The organism is Maribacter sp. MAR_2009_72 (assembly GCF_007827235.1).
GTDB classification, from domain to species: Bacteria; Bacteroidota; Bacteroidia; order Flavobacteriales; family Flavobacteriaceae; genus Maribacter; species Maribacter sedimenticola.
Genome location: NZ_VISB01000001.1, coordinates 2,660,086 through 2,675,164, shown reverse-complemented (window position 1 = coordinate 2,675,164; position 15,079 = coordinate 2,660,086). Strand labels below are relative to the sequence as shown.

The following is a 15,079-nucleotide window of genomic DNA, read 5'->3' as shown; positions in this document are numbered from 1 at the left end:
TACCTTAACAATTATGAAATGTTAATTAACAATATAGGGCGCATTTGGATAAATGATAAGTTGTTATTAGGGTAGTATTACAACAAGATATTGGCAGAACGTTTTAAATGGTCTTCTTGTTCTCCAGGTTCATTGTACGAAGTTTTTGCATATACTGTTTGGGTGTCATGGCATAGCGCTGTTTAAATAATTTAGAAAAGTAACTTCTAGAGTTTATGCCGATCCTATATGTTATTTCAGTGCAATTTAATGTTGTGGTTTCCATTAAATGTTGAGCCATTTCCAAACGTTTGTTTTGGGCGTACTCTTTTACGGAAAGTTTAAAAAGACTTTGAAATCCATTTTGCAAGGTATTCTGATTAAGACCTACCTTTTTGGCCAGTGCTATAATACTTATGGTATGTTCCAAGTTCTGGCTTATAATATTGGCAGCTTCTTCAATCTTCACCACTGTAGATTGCCTTAAAATGGTACGTTTTTGATCTGGGGAGGTATCATCTACATATTGTCTTAAATGGTGGGCAAGTATTTCGTAGCATTTACCTTCTATGAACACACTTTTTGTAAAACCAGTATCTTCCGTTTCGTTGATTTCCTCTATGCATTTTGCTATATCCAAAGAAAAATGGCCTTTGTGAAAAAATAGATTAATTCCATTTACATCCCTAAAAAGTCCTTCTAGGTCCTCGTTCATTTCCGGTAAGAATGATTCAATTTTCTCCTCGAACAATTTTCTGTTGATTTCCAGATTAATAAAGCATACCGGTTCGTTTGCCTTTATGGTCAATACATTTCCATATTTGCTATTGCAGGAAAAAATAGCGCTTTCCAACCGCATGATTTCCGTCTGTTTATCCTGGCCGTTAAATTCATGAAAAATTGAACTTTCCCTGTTAAAAATAATCTCTAAGGGTTGTACCAAGGATTTGTTGAGGTCAAACCTTACCTCTTTTTTTAACCGTATATCAACTTCCATTAAACCTACACCGTGAGAAAAGCTAATGGCCCTTATGTGTCCTGTGCCGGCTTCATCTGGTATATCCAGGCAAATTTCATTGTTCTCTTCTTGATACTCTATGCGCAACCTAGCGGCAATATCCTTAACGACATCAACAATATTCAGTTCCTTAAGTTCTTTTTTACTGCTCATGAATTGTCCCCTGATTTTATGCGCACAATATAAGATTAAAAAACATAGCTTTTAAGGCATAGTGTTTCGTTCGGCCAATTGGAATAAAGTATAGTTTATTGTAAATCAATCTAATAACCTTAAAATTCAGATGAGTCAATATTTGTTTTTTTACCATTAAGCTATGCTTGTCAATTGTTGCAACTTTGCTGGGAGCGATAGCTATATTGATAATTGTTTTTATTGATGTATCGTTTAAGAGTATTAACCTAATTAAAATCACTATTATGAGAAAATCGATATTAATGTTTGTCTTTGCACTTATGACTATTAGCGTTGCAATGAGTTGTAGGGAAGAAAAAACAGCAGGAGAAAAAATGGAAGAAGGAATAGAGGATGTTGGTGATGGCATTGAAGAAGGTGCGGAAGAAGTTGAAGATGCTGTTGAGGATGCAACTGATGACAACTAATACGTAGTATAGCGCATATAAGAGCCAGGCAAGTTAATTGTCTGGCTTTTTTAATTATGATAGTTACTCTTTTTTACCACTTCCGGTAAGAACGTCCAACAATCCGTCCTGTAGGCTTATCCACAAATAATTGAAGAATGATTTATGTTGTATGCGTTCTGTAGAAATTGTGCCATAACGAAAACCATCTTCATCTGCTTTGGAGCCATCGTTGATAAATAGGTTGCCAATAAAGGAAAGAATTTTTTTGACCCCTTTACGCTCCTTGTCCAATACCTGGAACTTAAAATCCTCATAGTTCATTTTAATATCTCCATTGGCCGTATAATCATCACCGGATATTGTAAAATACATTTGATCTATGGTTCCTGTTGTTTGGGTTCTAAGGTTTGGGGTAAGAAATTCATTTAATCTTTCGGTCTTAAAATTGGACAAGCCTCCACTAATTACAAATCTGTTGTGTTCGTCATGTACATTGAATTTCCAATTTAAGTTAAACTTGCCTGCGCCCATTAGGTCAGATTCAATTTTTATATCCACGTTATCTCCAGAATTCTTTATGTTGGATAGGTGGTCTATAGATGCATTTAATTGTTCAAAGCTCAAGGCACCGGCTTTTACTTCGTTGGGAATGTTTTCTTCATAAATAATGGTAGCCTCGGTAATGGTCGTTGCATCTATATTAATATGAAAGGGTAAATTGCGCAGCATTTCCGCGTATAAAGGTTTTCTGGTAAAATCCTCTAATTTGGATTTATCACGGTATACTTCTAAAATGGGGGTATTTAAGGACATGGTGGCAAAATTTACCTGTAGGGTATCATTTTGCCGTTTATAGGTATGATCGGTAATTTTAATACCAGGAATCTGTAAATCAATATGGTCCCGTTGAACTCTTATTTTTTGGCTCAAGGCTTTTTTTGACAAGGTGGTATTCAATACAATATCAGCAACCTCTATGGTTGAACTGTTCAGAGTTATTGAGCCCATATGCAACTGTTCAAAGTTACCCAAAGGTGCATTTAGCTCATTTACGGTTATATGGTAATCCGAAAATCTAAAAGGTATATATTCCGTAATTATTTCTGGATTCGTAGTAATTTCATTTAGCTGAACGTCTATGGCCGCTACGGATAACAGTTCTTTGTCCTCTTTGGCATTTAGAATGGATACCTTGCCAGATTTAAGAACTACCTCGTCAATATATATTTCCTTCAACAGTTTTATAGGATTGGCTTGGTTAGTATTACCATCGCCATTATCCTTGGAACATGTTTTGAACTTCAGGTCGGGTTGTAATAGATGTAAGGATTTTACGTGTATTGATTTATTTATAAATAGGTTCCAATAGCTAAACCCGCTAATGGATAATTGTTGGGCGCTAACCATTATTTCACAAGATGAAGTCTGTTTACCAAGGCTTACCACTTCAATTTCATTGAAATGTAGATTTCCTTTGAGTAGGTTGACCGTTAGGTTGTCATAAGCAAAATCTATATGGTTTGGAATTTTTTTATTGAGAAAGTCAATGACCTGCACTTTCATTTGCCATTGAGCGATCAAGTATCCCCCAATAATCAAAAAGCCTAACGCTATGGACCATTTTAAAAATTTGTTCATGCAAATTGCCAGTTATTTTAACGTTAGGAATTTTTGGGCACTATAGGTTAAAATTAGCAATGCAATTTACGCCTAGGTAAGATGTCTACTCTTTTTTATATGGTTTCTCTAACCCGGCACTATCAGGTTTCATGTATTGCTTAAAGTCCGATGCACTTTCTAATTCAATAAACTTTTTGCCTTGTATCACTATAGGATATTTTAAAAGACTTGGATTCTTGTCCAGTACTTTTAACCATCCGTCATTGTCGAGATTGACCTCTTTCTCACCGTATATTTTTTTAAAGTCGGCATGATCTTGGTCTATCAATTCGGAAATATTCTTGTTCAGTCCATCGGCCAGTTCGGCCCATTGGGTGCCGGTAACGTTGGTTTTGGCAATATCTATGGTCAAATGTTCCATTTCAGAAGATTCAACATATGCATTTACCTGTTTCCCTAAAGAATTCAATGAGCTATAATATAGCGTTATCTGTTTTTTGTCCATAGCAATTGTTCCCATCACTTTTTTATAAAATTAGTCACAACTAAGTTTTATAATTAACTCGTATCAAATGAAAAGTATCTTAAACGATTATAGAGGTTTAGCTACACCTTAAAATACACTATCTTGTTGTAGAACAAAATTGTACTGATGACGACTCTTTTTTGGCTTGCATATATTACGGTTACTTTATGGAGTATTATCAATATCATTTTTAATGGTTCTAGGGCCACCAAGATGATCAGTTGGTCATTATCGGTCATAATATTACCATTCTTGGGACCTCTTTTCTATTATCTTTTTGGTATCAATCGCCGAAAATTTAAACTGTTCAAATTAAAACAGACTGAAAAACGAAGGCTATATTCAGAAACTTACAAAGAATTAAAAGGGGGAAAGCAAAGTGTTCATGAATTTAAGGATTACAAGCAGAATAAACTTGCCTCGCTTATTAGGAAGAACAGCTATTTTGCACCTTATGAGGGCAATAAAATTACCTTGTTGAACAGTGGGGAAGAAACTTTTGGCGCCATATTTAAGGCCATAGAAGAAGCCAAGGAGTTTATACATATGCAGTATTATATTTTAGAGGACGGCATGCTCCTTGACCGGTTTTATGAACTTTTTCAACAAAAGGTAAAGGAAGGCGTGGAAATAAGAATGTTGTACGATTCATTAGGCAGTAATTCCATGCGGGGCAAGGTCGTTAAACGGTTTAGGAAGATAGGTGTTAAGGCGCATTCTACCCTGCCCATAAGATTTGGGAACCTGTTGTTTACCCTAAATTATAGAAACCACAGAAAGATTGTCATTGTGGACGGCAAAATTGGGTTCACCGGAGGGTTCAATGTATCCGATAAATATATGAAGCCGGTTTCTGAACTAGGTATATGGCAGGATTTGCATATACAGATTAACGGTCCGGCAGTAAACAGTTTACAACGCATATTTGTAAAGGATTATCATTTTGCAGGTAAGGAAGAACTGTTGCTACAGGATAAATATTTTCCAAAGATAGCACCCCAAGGAGAGACAGTTGCACAGGTAATCTCAAGCGGTCCTGATTCAAGATACCCCGCAATAATGCAACAATATTTGGCCATGATCAATATTGCCAAGGAAAGTATTTGTATAGCCAACCCTTATTTTATACCAGGTGAACCTGTCTTGGAGGCGTTAAGGATTGCAGCACTTAGTGGGGTTAAGGTAACATTGCTTACCCCAAGAAAATCTGATTCGCTTTTGGCACAATACAGCATGTTTTCAACCTTTGAAAATTTATTGGAAGTAGGAACGCATATTTATTTAAGACCTGATTTCTCTCATAGTAAAGTTATTATTATAGATAGTGAAATCGTATCCGTGGGGTCAGGAAATTTTGACTATAGAAGTTTTGAGCATAATTTTGAGACCAACGCCATTTTATATGATGATAAAAAGGCAGGGGAGATAGAAAAATTTTTTATGTCTCATTGCAAGGCAGAGGTAAAATTGGAATTGGATTCCTTTAAAAAAAGATCTGCATTCAGTAAATTTTTGGAAGGTCTTGCCAAATTCTTCAGTCCCTTATTATAACAAAGCAAATTATACAACTTGAAAATTTTATTCCTTTTAATATTAAGCATACCTATGGCGGCAAACGCACAGCACAAAATACCCAATGAAATACTAGAAGAAGCAAAAATTGCCTTGGCACATTATCCGGAATTGGAAGATACAGCAATAGAATTCAAGTTCAAGAAGAACATTAAAAAATCTACCATGCAGGCGCAACCTAAATTCTCCAGCATTTTCAAATCAAAAAAAAATAGGTCCTATAAAATATTGATCAGCGAAAAAATAAACATTGCCGATTCTGTGTATTATACCAAAGACATGCCGGCCAAGATAATGATCGGTTGGCTAGGCCATGAATTAGGACATATCATGGATTTTCAAAAGCGTAGTGGATTTAATTTAATAGGTTTTGGATTTAGTTACCTCACCTCAAAAAAGTACATTAGGGAAGCGGAACGTAGGGCAGATTCGTTTGCGGTAAACCACGGTATGGAAACCTATATATTGGCCACTAAGGAGTTTATTCTTGAAAAAGCAGGGTTAGCACCAAAATATGTAGAGCGTATTAAAAACTTTTATCTTTCGCCAGAAGAGATAATGCTCTTGGTGGAAGAGCGCGATAAGGATGAAATAGATGAATAAGGTTTAATTAGCTTTGCTTGTCCACAAAATCTTCCCATGCGGCAAATTTCTCCTCATTCATTACTCGCTCCATTTTTACCTGTCCGCCCTTCTTTTTATTAGCATCGTTCCATTCATAGAAAATTTCTGGTTCTACCATAAATACTTTCACTCCTTTCAATGCCTTTGATCGGGCTACTGTATAGTTTTTATTCGCTTCTTTTAAGGAGTCATCCAGTTTTTTGGCCACTTTCTTGGGGTCTATGGTTGCGGTTGTCCCCAGATACCATGTATGATAAAAACCATCCTTATATTTTTTTGCGCATAACGTATATTCTGGTATTTCAATATCAAAGGTATGCATAACCTCCTGTAGGGCGTCATCCAATTTATTGACGGATAGTTGGGAACCTACGGTATTAAGAAAAAACTTGGTACGGCCGGTAATTTTGATTTCTGCACGTTCCACATCTGTAAATTCAATGGTATCACCAATTAAGTAGCGCCATGCGCCGCTTACGGTACTAATGATCAGTACATAGTTTTGTCCAGTGCGTACTTCTGAAAGGGATAATGACGGGGCATCTTGTGCCAACGAACCATCTTCCAAAATATAATCGGGATCAAAAGGAACAAATTCAAAATAAATTCCATTGTCCGTCACCAATTTCATGGCATCAGTTTCGGGTCTGGCTTGAAAAGCAATAAAACCTTCAGAAGCCAAATAGGTATCAATTACGGTAACAGGTTTGCCCATTAAAGCATTAAAACTCTTTTCGTAAGGTCCAAATGCAACTCCGCCAGAGGTGTATACCTTTAGGTTGGGCCATATTTCATGAATGTTATTAAGCTTGTGTTTTTTTATGACTTCTTTCAACATCAATTCTATCCAGGAAGGAATTCCGCTTAACGCTCCTATATCCCAATCGGCAGCCTTTTCCGCAATCTTTGCAACACGTTCGTCCCAATCGTCTATTTGTGCAATTTCCTTTCCCGGCTTATAATATCCGCTGAACCAAGAGGGAATATTGCTTGCGCTGATACCGCTAATTTCACCTTCTAAATGGTCATTGTGCTCAACCAGATCAGTGGAACTGCCCAACATTAAGATACCTGTTTCAAAAAAATCTGCCGGAAGGTCAAAGTTGGATAATGCCAACACCTGTTTTATTCCTGCCTGTCTAATAGCATCGATCATTTCATTGGTTACCGGTATTCGTTTGCTGCTTTTGCCAGTGGTGCCTGAACTTAGCGCAAAATAATCTGGGCTACCGGGCCATGTAACATCGGTCTGGCCTTCGTGTAGTTTTTGCCACCATTGGTCATTAATTTGGTTGTAATCAAAATAAGGAACGCGATTTTTAAAGGTTTGCTGCATGTGCTCATCGTTCAGCATTTCATCGAACTTATATGCTTTGCCAAATGCGGTATCCTTAGCCGTTTCCAGTAATGTTTTCAGGATTTCCTGTTGATCTTGTACCGGGTTATCCTCACCGGTAATCTTGTCGGTTACGTTAATGACCCCCTTAATAAAATTACCTATAATATTCATAGCATATATATGGCTGGATTATGCTATAAAATTAAGGGTTCTATAGGGTAGGGAATGACTCGTTTCTCAAATAAACAGACGTTATTCAATTTTGTTTGTAATAAAAAAGGAAAGTTTAGCTCAACATTATTAAAATAGCCCCAACAGCGGTCAGGACCAAGATCATTTTTCTAAAGAATGCTTCTTTAATAACCTTAATAAATCGCACTCCCGCAAAAAAACCAAAAAGTATTCCGGGCAAGAGCATGAGGTTCAAGGAAAGGGATTGGAACGAAATTGTTTCCCACACGAAAAAATGAAAGGGCAATTTCATAATATTAATAATAAGGAACAACCAGGCCGCTGTGCCTATAAAATGGTTTTTGGGTAAGCGCATGGCCAAAAAATAAATGTTGGAGAATGCCCCGGCCAGATTGCCAACCATGGTGGTTATACCAGCAACGGTACCTATAGAGCTGGCAAATGCCCAGTGTGTAGGTACGGATTTTGTTTTTTTACGGTCCCACCAATACATCATGAAAACGGTAATGATAATAATAATGGACATGCCTATCTTAAAGAATTTCTCGGGAAGGTCCTTGCCGATGAACACACCGATCAAAAGGCCCAGTACCATCCAAGGAAGCACTTTAAAAACATAGTTCCATTGGGTATATCTATTATAATAAATGACTGCGAAAATATCTGCCAATATCAATAGCGGAACTACCATACCGGTAGATTCCTTGGCTCCAAAAGCCAAAGCCATAAAAGTTACGTTCAATACTGCAATTCCCTTTATGCCAGCTTTGGATAATCCTATGATAAATGTAGCCCCATAAGCAAGAATCCATGCGGTTGGGGTAATTTCAGAAGTCATTGATAGTAGCACGTAGTACGTTTAGCGTATTAGCGACAAAAATATCCTAAAAAAACATATCTTTAACAATCAACCAAAAACCATTTTATGGAACTCAGTACCTTGGACTATGCCTTTATCATAGTTTTTTTCTCACTTGTCTTGGGCATAGGCGTTTACGTATCTAAAAAATCAGGCAAAAATTCCTCTGAATTTTTTCTTTCCGGACGTACAATGCCATGGTGGTTATTGGGGCTATCCATGGTAGCAACGACATTTTCTACGGATACACCCAATTTGGTAACGGATATTGTCCGTACCAATGGTGTTTCTGGAAATTGGGTATGGTGGTGTTTTTTGATTACCGGAATGTTAACCGTATTCGTATATGCCAAACTTTGGCGTAAGTCCAATGTAAATACTGATTTAGAATTTTATGAAATGCGATATGGTGGTAAACCTGCAAGTTTCTTAAGAAAATTCAGGGCGGTATACCTTGGAGTAATCTTTAATGTCATTACCATGTCTGCAGTTACCTTGGCAGCAATTAAGATCGGGAGTATTATGTTAGGGCTTGAGCCGTGGCAGACGGTCGTAAGTGCAGGGTTGATTACGGTAACTTTTAGTGCCCTTGGGGGGTTTAAAGGAGTGGTATATACGGATTTTCTGTTGTTCTTTGTGGCTATGGCAGGAGCAATAGGAGCTGCTTATTATTTGGTTAATATTCCGGAAGTAGGCGGTATAGAAGCTTTGATGGCAAATGAAAATGTTACCGAGAAATTGAACATACTCCCCGATTTTAGTAACAAAAAAGCATTGATTACCTTATTTATCATCCCATTGGCGGTGCAGTGGTGGAGTTCCTGGTATCCTGGGGCAGAACCAGGTGGCGGGGGTTACATAGCCCAGCGTATGTTAGCTGCAAAAGATGAGAACCATGCTATTGGGGCAACATTCTTTTTTAATATTATGCATTATGCGTTAAGGCCATGGCCTTGGATTTTAGTTGCATTGGCCTCCATAGTCGTGTATCCGGATTTGGCGAGTATACAGGAAGCTTTTCCAAATGTAACTGCAGATAAATTAGGTCATGATTTAGCCTATTCGGCTATGTTGACAAAACTACCAAGCGGATTATTGGGAGTAGTTTTGGCTTCTTTGGTGGCAGCGTACATGAGTACCATTAGTACCCAGTTGAACTGGGGCTCTTCATACATTGTATATGATTTTTATAAACAACAGATCAATCCCAACGCTTCGGAAAAAAGGTTGGTAGCCGTAGGTAGAATTTCTACTGTGGTCTTAATGATATTTAGTGCGGTATTGGCCTTGTTGTTGCAAAATGCACTTCAATTATTTGATGTATTGTTGGCTTTTGGTGCGGGAACCGGATTAATTTTCATCCTTAGATGGTTTTGGTGGCGTATAAACGCTTGGAGTGAAATTACAGCGATGTTTGCATCAGGTATAATTTCCATTATATTGAAACTTACACCGGTAGGGGCTTTTCTATTTGCTGCGGACACCGGGGTATTGCCAGATTGGTCAGAATATATCTTTATTGTAGTAGTGACCACTATTATTTGGCTAATAGCCACGTTTATGACACAACCGGAATCAAATGAAACCTTACGTGGATTTTATAAAAAGATTCAGCCGGGCGGACCAGGTTGGGCCAAAGTGGTAACCGAAGCCAATGATGCATCTGTAGAAATCGTAAGAACAAAGGAAAAATGGAGTGTGCCAGCAGGCATCTCTGCTATGCTTCTGGGAGTGGTCCTTATTTATGCCATAATGTTTGCTACGGGGTATTGGATTTACGGTAGAACAACACAGGCAATGGTATTGACCGTAATATCAATTGTTGCCGGTCTGTTATTGGTCAAGGCATGGAACAAACTAAAAGGAAACATACTATAATGGAGGTATAATGCGCAATAGAATTTTATCGGTAGATATATTTAGGGGCGCAACCATTTTGCTCATGGTGTTGGTAAATACCCCGGGTACATGGTCAAATGTATATGCCCCCCTCCTTCATGCAGATTGGCATGGGTATACCCCTACAGATTTGGTATTTCCTTTCTTTCTCTTCATTGTAGGAACATCTACTGCCTTTTCTTATAAAAACAGAACCGTTGATGCCAAAGCTTACAGAAAAATTGCGATAAGGGCCTTTAAGTTAATAGCGTTGGGGCTTTTCTTGGGAGCATTTTTAATTCACTATCCATTTTTTAAAAATTTTAGTGACATTAGGTTTCCCGGCGTGTTGCAGCGTATAGGTGTGGTATTCTTCTTTACCGCGATTTTGTTCATTAACTTAAATTGGAAAAAGTTAATTTGGGTTACCGGAATATTGCTGATCGGGTATTGGTTATTAATGACCTTTGTTCCCGTAGAAGGTATTGCTTCAACTTTAGATAGAGCACCCAATAATTTGGCAAATTGGATAGATGTAAAAGTATTTGGTTCCCATAACTATAAGGCGGATTATGACCCGGAAGGTTTTCTAAGTACCATACCTGCTATGGCCAGTGCATTATTAGGAGTATTTACGGGATTGATCCTTACCTCCGATCAAGAAAAGAAGGCTACAATATTAATGGGTCTAGGGGGCAGTTTTTTGATATTAGGTCATTTGTGGGATATTGTATTTCCAATAAACAAGGCTTTATGGACCAGTAGCTTTGTATTGGTCACCGCAGGTTGGGCTAACCTTATTCTTGCTCTTATTTACTATTTGACCGATGTAAAAAAATTAGAATTTGGGTCTATTTTTAGATATGGAGGTGCCAATGCCATCGTAATTTATTTTCTTTCTAGCTTTATCAGTAAGGTAATGGGCCAAATAAAAATAGGAGAGACCTCATTGCATGGTTGGTTGTTCCAGAATATTTTTGTCCATGATTTCCTTGCCCTAAAAACCTCCTCGTTATTATATGGGTTAAGTGTGGTCCTATTCTATAGTTTAATAGGGTATATTCTATATCAAAGAAAAATTTTCATCAAGGTGTAATTACTTGAGCATCAATTTTACCACATATTTTCCAATTACGTCAAACTCCAAATTAACGATAGTTCCTTCTTTATAGGTATTGAATCGGGTATGTTCATAGGTATACGGTATTATAGCAACATCAAAAGTATTTGTTCCTGAATTAACGACCGTTAAACTTGTTCCGTCTATAGTGATGGATCCTTTTTCTATGGTAGGGTTGCCGGTTGCGGCATCATAGCTAAAGGAAAATATCCAACTACCGTTTTCTTCCTTAACACCGGTACATTTACCGGTTTGGTCCACATGGCCTTGTACTATATGGCCATCTAATCTTGACCCCAGGATCATAGCGCGTTCCAGATTAACGAGGTCGTTTACCTTAAGAAATTCTAAATTTGTTTTTTTAAGGGTCTCCGCAATTGCGGTAACCGTATAGGTAGTATCCGTTAGGCTTACCACCGTAAGGCATACGCCGTTATGAGCAACACTTTGGTCAATTTTTAAGTCTTGGGCAAGGGTAGATTCTATGGTGATATCTAAATTGCCGCCTTTGGGATCAAGAGCGGTAACCTTACCTAATGTTTCAATAATACCAGTAAACATGTGTCGTTTAATTTAAGTAATTTTGGATATTCAAAATTCAGTACAAAGGTACAGATTATCATGGAGGAAAATAGTAAAATCAAGTTAGGGATTTCAATAGGAGACTTAAATGGAATAGGCTGTGAAGTGGCTTTGAAAACCTTTGAGGATAATAGAATGTTAGACTTCTGCACCCCGGTTATTTTTGCATCGAACAAAACCGTTTCCCATCAGATGAAGGTGTTGGGGCTTAACATTGTATTTAATGGGGTGCCCTCCGCATCCAAGGCAATTGATAATAAGTTGAATATTGTAAATGTATGGAAAGAAGTACCGAGAATTAATTTTGGACAAGCCACCGAAGACGGGGGCAAATATGCCTTAAAATCGTTGTTCGCTGCCGTAGATGCGCTGAAAAAAGGTGAAATAGATGTGCTGGTCACTGCCCCCATCAACAAGAACAATATACAATCAGATGATTTCAAATTTCCCGGTCATACAGATTATCTGGCTCAGGAGCTTGAAGGGGAAAGTTTAATGTTCATGGTTACCGATACTTTAAAAATTGGGCTACTTACAGACCACGTAGCGGTCAAGGATGTCTCCTCCGCGATTATACCAAGATTGATAAGGGATAAGGTGAACACCATTGAAAAATCGCTCATGGTAGATTTTGGTGTTCGCAAACCTAAAATTGCATTGCTGGGCATAAATCCGCATAGTGGGGATAATGGGGTAATTGGCAAGGAAGATGATGAGGTGTTGAAACCGGTAATTAAGGAAATGGCCAATATGGGGCATCTGGTTTACGGGCCTTATTCTGCAGATAGCTTTTTTGGTTCTGACGGATATAAAAAATTTGATGCTATATTAGCTGCTTACCATGATCAAGGATTAATACCTTTTAAGACCATATCTTTTGGACAGGGGGTTAATTTTACGGCAGGACTAAATAAGGTTAGGACGTCTCCGGATCATGGTACCGCTTATGAAATTGCCGGTAAAGGCGTGGCAGATGCCAGTTCCTTCAAAGAAGCGGTATTTATGGCGTTAAAGATTTTCAAGAACAGGACGGAATATCAAGAGCTTACCAAGGATGTATTAAAAAAACAACGATTAAAGAGAGAGCGGTAATTTTGAGGGTAAAAAGTTATAAAGATAAATAGTTGATAACTATTGCCTTTTATTAAAATAATAGTATCTTTGCACCCGCCTTTTATGGGCCAATATTGTTAAATTAAGTGTGTACGTGATGAAGCAAAAGGAGTTTAATATTCCTTTCTCAGGATTGAAGCAGGGAAAACACCACTTTAATTACCAGATTGATAATACGTTCTTTGATTCTTTTGGATACGATGAGTTCAATGCTGCAAATGTCAATTTAGACGTTGTACTTTATAAATCTAGTACAATGTTAGAGCTTGATTTAGAGGCATCTGGAACGGTAAATGTAAATTGTGATATTACTAGTGAGCCTTATGAGCAACCTATAGATGGAGAGTTACATCTGGTTGTAAAATTTGGGGAGGAGTTCAATGATGAGGATGATGAAATTTTGATACTTCCCCATGGGGAACACCAATTGAACATTGCGCAGTATGTGTATGAAATGCTAGTATTGGCAGTTCCGCAGAAAAGAATTCATCCTGGTATAGAAGATGGCACGTTACAGTCAGGGGTTTTAGACAGGTTAAATGAGCTTCGGCCAAAAGAGAAAAGAACAGATAAAGAAGAGAACGATCCCCGGTGGGATGAATTAAAAAAACTATTAACGGATAAATAAGGTTTAAATGGCACATCCTAAAAGAAAAATTTCCAAAACAAGGAGAGACAAGAGAAGAACACATTATAAGGCGGTAGCCCCAACATTGGCGCAAGACTCCACAACAGGAGAAATGCACTTGTATCATAGAGCTCACTGGCATGAAGGTAAACTTCACTACAGAGGTCAGGTTTTGGTAGATAAAACTGAAGAAGCAGAGGCTTAAGACCTTTTATAAAAATATAAAGCTCCCATTTCGTATGAAGTAGGGAGCTTTTTTTATCCTTTATTTGTTCTTTTGTGCTTTGTATTTCAAATGTTTAAGGTTTTAAGGCCAATTTCAATTAAGGGTGTAAATTTTCAAAAACAAGACAACTTTGGGCAAAAAGTCGTTGAAAATCATTAATTTTCATGACTTTTGTTTCGTTTTTTAAGTTTTTTTATAAGAAAGAAAATTAAGTATGACCAAAATAACAGCAGCTATTACCGCTGTAGGAGGCTATGTTCCCCAATTTGTAATGACAAACCAAAAACTCGAAGAGTTGGTAGATACCAATGACGAGTGGATTACCACGCGTACAGGTATTAAGGAGAGACGGGTTTTAAAGAAGGAAGAAGGAGAAGGCACATCATATTTAGCGATCAAGGCGGCAGAGGACCTAATAAGAAAAAAGAATATTGACCCTGCAGAGATAGATTTGGTAATCGTAGGAACGGCAACTCCAGATAGTTTGGTATCGTCAACAGCGGCGTTCGTTGCCTCTGAAATAGGTGCCGTAAATGCATTTGCCTATGATCTATTAGCGGCTTGTTCCAGTTTTTTGTTCGGGATGTCAACCGCTGCGGGCCACATTGAAACGGGGCGATATAAAAAGGTATTGTTGATCGGTGCGGATAAAATGTCCTCGATCATAGATTATACGGACCGTACCACATGTATTATTTTTGGGGATGGGGCCGGTGCGGCACTTTTTGAACCCAACATGGAAGGTTTGGGCCTACAGGACGAGTATTTGCGTGCAGACGGAAAAGGAAGAAAGTTCTTGGGAATGGAAGGCGGAGGTTCACTAATGCCTGCTACCATAGAAAGTGTAAAGAATAGAAAGCATTATATTTTTCAGGACGGAAAAACCGTATTCAAGTTTGCAGTATCCAATATGGCAGATGTTGCCGCCAAGATAATGGAGCGAAATAATTTGACCGAAACAGATGTAAAATGGTTGGTACCGCACCAAGCTAATAAACGAATTATTGATGCAACGGCCAAAAGAATGGGCTTGGACGACTCTAAGGTCATGATGAACATTCAACATTACGGCAACACTACATCGGCTACGTTGCCTTTATTGCTAAACGATTACGAAAGTCAGATTAAAAAAGGAGATAATTTAGTGTTCGCCGCCTTTGGAGGAGGCTTCACTTGGGGATCTATTTATTTAAAATGGGCTTACAACTAACATATAACT

Annotated in this window: 15 protein-coding genes; 9 read left to right on the top strand and 6 right to left on the bottom strand. The window is 37.9% G+C overall.

Annotated elements, in window-relative coordinates; all coding sequences use genetic code 11:
- Nucleotides 1-103: 103 nt before the first annotated feature.
- Complete coding sequence (locus JM81_RS11300) at nt 104-1,150, bottom strand: helix-turn-helix domain-containing protein (protein ID WP_089261130.1); 1,047 nt, start codon at nt 1,148-1,150, stop codon at nt 104-106.
- A gap of 266 nt (nt 1,151-1,416) precedes the next feature.
- Here JM81_RS11300 and JM81_RS11295 point away from each other — a divergent pair, with 266 nt between their 5' ends.
- Nucleotides 1,417-1,599, top strand: a complete 183-nt coding sequence (locus JM81_RS11295; RefSeq protein ID WP_089261272.1) for a hypothetical protein — start codon at nt 1,417-1,419, stop codon at nt 1,597-1,599.
- Nucleotides 1,600-1,662: 63 nt separating this feature from the next.
- Here the strand turns inward: JM81_RS11295 and JM81_RS11290 are convergent, their stop codons facing one another.
- Both JM81_RS11290 and JM81_RS11285 read right to left on the bottom strand, forming a co-directional pair.
- Nucleotides 1,663-3,219: a hypothetical protein gene (locus JM81_RS11290; protein ID WP_144803467.1), complete on the bottom strand. Its 1,557-nt coding sequence runs from the start codon at nt 3,217-3,219 to the stop codon at nt 1,663-1,665.
- A gap of 85 nt (nt 3,220-3,304) precedes the next feature.
- Nucleotides 3,305-3,721 (bottom strand): arsenate reductase family protein, encoded by a 417-nt coding sequence (locus JM81_RS11285; protein WP_144803465.1) that lies wholly within the window; start codon nt 3,719-3,721, stop codon nt 3,305-3,307.
- 132 nt (nt 3,722-3,853) lie between these two features.
- Between JM81_RS11285 and cls the strand changes: the two genes are divergently transcribed.
- On the top strand, nt 3,854-5,278 hold the full coding sequence (gene cls, locus JM81_RS11280; protein ID WP_089261127.1) for a cardiolipin synthase: 1,425 nt from the start codon (nt 3,854-3,856) through the stop codon (nt 5,276-5,278).
- An 18-nt stretch (nt 5,279-5,296) separates the two neighbouring features.
- On the top strand, nt 5,297-5,902 hold the full coding sequence (locus JM81_RS11275) for a hypothetical protein (protein ID WP_315897750.1): 606 nt from the start codon (nt 5,297-5,299) through the stop codon (nt 5,900-5,902).
- Nucleotides 5,903-5,909: 7 nt separating this feature from the next.
- Here JM81_RS11275 and JM81_RS11270 read toward each other — a convergent pair whose 3' ends face one another.
- On the bottom strand, nt 5,910-7,433 hold the full coding sequence (locus JM81_RS11270; protein WP_144803462.1) for a GH3 auxin-responsive promoter family protein: 1,524 nt from the start codon (nt 7,431-7,433) through the stop codon (nt 5,910-5,912).
- A 115-nt stretch (nt 7,434-7,548) separates the two neighbouring features.
- Complete coding sequence (locus tag JM81_RS11265) at nt 7,549-8,304, bottom strand: sulfite exporter TauE/SafE family protein (protein WP_245838925.1); 756 nt, start codon at nt 8,302-8,304, stop codon at nt 7,549-7,551.
- 75 nt (nt 8,305-8,379) lie between these two features.
- Here JM81_RS11265 and JM81_RS11260 point away from each other — a divergent pair, with 75 nt between their 5' ends.
- Both JM81_RS11260 and JM81_RS11255 read left to right on the top strand, forming a co-directional pair.
- The gene (locus JM81_RS11260; protein WP_089261123.1) at nt 8,380-10,191 is read left to right on the top strand and encodes a sodium:solute symporter family protein; all 1,812 of its coding nucleotides are present in this window, start codon (nt 8,380-8,382) and stop codon (nt 10,189-10,191) included.
- A 10-nt stretch (nt 10,192-10,201) separates the two neighbouring features.
- The gene (locus tag JM81_RS11255; RefSeq protein WP_144803460.1) at nt 10,202-11,287 is read left to right on the top strand and encodes an acyltransferase family protein; all 1,086 of its coding nucleotides are present in this window, start codon (nt 10,202-10,204) and stop codon (nt 11,285-11,287) included.
- On the opposite strand, the gene JM81_RS11250 is transcribed toward JM81_RS11255, so the two are convergent.
- Nucleotides 11,288-11,872 carry a riboflavin synthase gene (locus JM81_RS11250; protein WP_144803457.1) on the bottom strand — a complete coding sequence of 195 codons (585 nt, stop codon included), beginning with the start codon at nt 11,870-11,872 and terminating at the stop codon, nt 11,288-11,290.
- A gap of 60 nt (nt 11,873-11,932) precedes the next feature.
- Here JM81_RS11250 and pdxA point away from each other — a divergent pair, with 60 nt between their 5' ends.
- The 4 genes from pdxA (at nt 11,933) to JM81_RS11230 (ending at nt 15,070) form a co-directional block, all read left to right on the top strand.
- The gene (gene pdxA / locus JM81_RS11245) at nt 11,933-12,985 is read left to right on the top strand and encodes a 4-hydroxythreonine-4-phosphate dehydrogenase PdxA (protein ID WP_144805631.1); all 1,053 of its coding nucleotides are present in this window, start codon (nt 11,933-11,935) and stop codon (nt 12,983-12,985) included.
- 118 nt (nt 12,986-13,103) lie between these two features.
- Entirely contained in the window at nt 13,104-13,634 is a 531-nt protein-coding gene (locus JM81_RS11240; protein WP_144803454.1) for a YceD family protein, read from the top strand.
- A 7-nt stretch (nt 13,635-13,641) separates the two neighbouring features.
- Nucleotides 13,642-13,839, top strand: coding sequence for a 50S ribosomal protein L32 (gene rpmF / locus JM81_RS11235; RefSeq protein WP_089261118.1), 198 nt, complete (start codon nt 13,642-13,644; stop codon nt 13,837-13,839).
- A gap of 235 nt (nt 13,840-14,074) precedes the next feature.
- Entirely contained in the window at nt 14,075-15,070 is a 996-nt protein-coding gene (locus JM81_RS11230) for a beta-ketoacyl-ACP synthase III (protein WP_089261117.1), read from the top strand.
- Nucleotides 15,071-15,079 lie beyond the last annotated feature (9 nt).

Excerpts from the sequence above, each read along its gene's own strand:
- JM81_RS11300 (WP_089261130.1), bottom strand. The coding sequence starts at position 1,150 with ATGAGCAGTAAAAAAGAACTTAAGGAACTGAATATTGTTGATGTCGTT.
- JM81_RS11295 (WP_089261272.1), top strand. The coding sequence starts at position 1,417 with ATGAGAAAATCGATATTAATGTTTGTCTTTGCACTTATGACTATTAGC.
- JM81_RS11290 (WP_144803467.1), bottom strand. The coding sequence starts at position 3,219 with ATGAACAAATTTTTAAAATGGTCCATAGCGTTAGGCTTTTTGATTATT.
- JM81_RS11285 (WP_144803465.1), bottom strand. The coding sequence starts at position 3,721 with ATGGGAACAATTGCTATGGACAAAAAACAGATAACGCTATATTATAGC.
- cls (WP_089261127.1), top strand. The coding sequence starts at position 3,854 with ATGACGACTCTTTTTTGGCTTGCATATATTACGGTTACTTTATGGAGT.
- JM81_RS11270 (WP_144803462.1), bottom strand. The coding sequence starts at position 7,433 with ATGAATATTATAGGTAATTTTATTAAGGGGGTCATTAACGTAACCGAC.
- JM81_RS11260 (WP_089261123.1), top strand. The coding sequence starts at position 8,380 with ATGGAACTCAGTACCTTGGACTATGCCTTTATCATAGTTTTTTTCTCA.
- JM81_RS11255 (WP_144803460.1), top strand. The coding sequence starts at position 10,202 with ATGCGCAATAGAATTTTATCGGTAGATATATTTAGGGGCGCAACCATT.
- JM81_RS11250 (WP_144803457.1), bottom strand. The coding sequence starts at position 11,872 with ATGTTTACTGGTATTATTGAAACATTAGGTAAGGTTACCGCTCTTGAT.
- pdxA (WP_144805631.1), top strand. The coding sequence starts at position 11,933 with ATGGAGGAAAATAGTAAAATCAAGTTAGGGATTTCAATAGGAGACTTA.
- JM81_RS11240 (WP_144803454.1), top strand. The coding sequence starts at position 13,104 with ATGAAGCAAAAGGAGTTTAATATTCCTTTCTCAGGATTGAAGCAGGGA.
- rpmF (WP_089261118.1), top strand. The coding sequence starts at position 13,642 with ATGGCACATCCTAAAAGAAAAATTTCCAAAACAAGGAGAGACAAGAGA.
- JM81_RS11230 (WP_089261117.1), top strand. The coding sequence starts at position 14,075 with ATGACCAAAATAACAGCAGCTATTACCGCTGTAGGAGGCTATGTTCCC.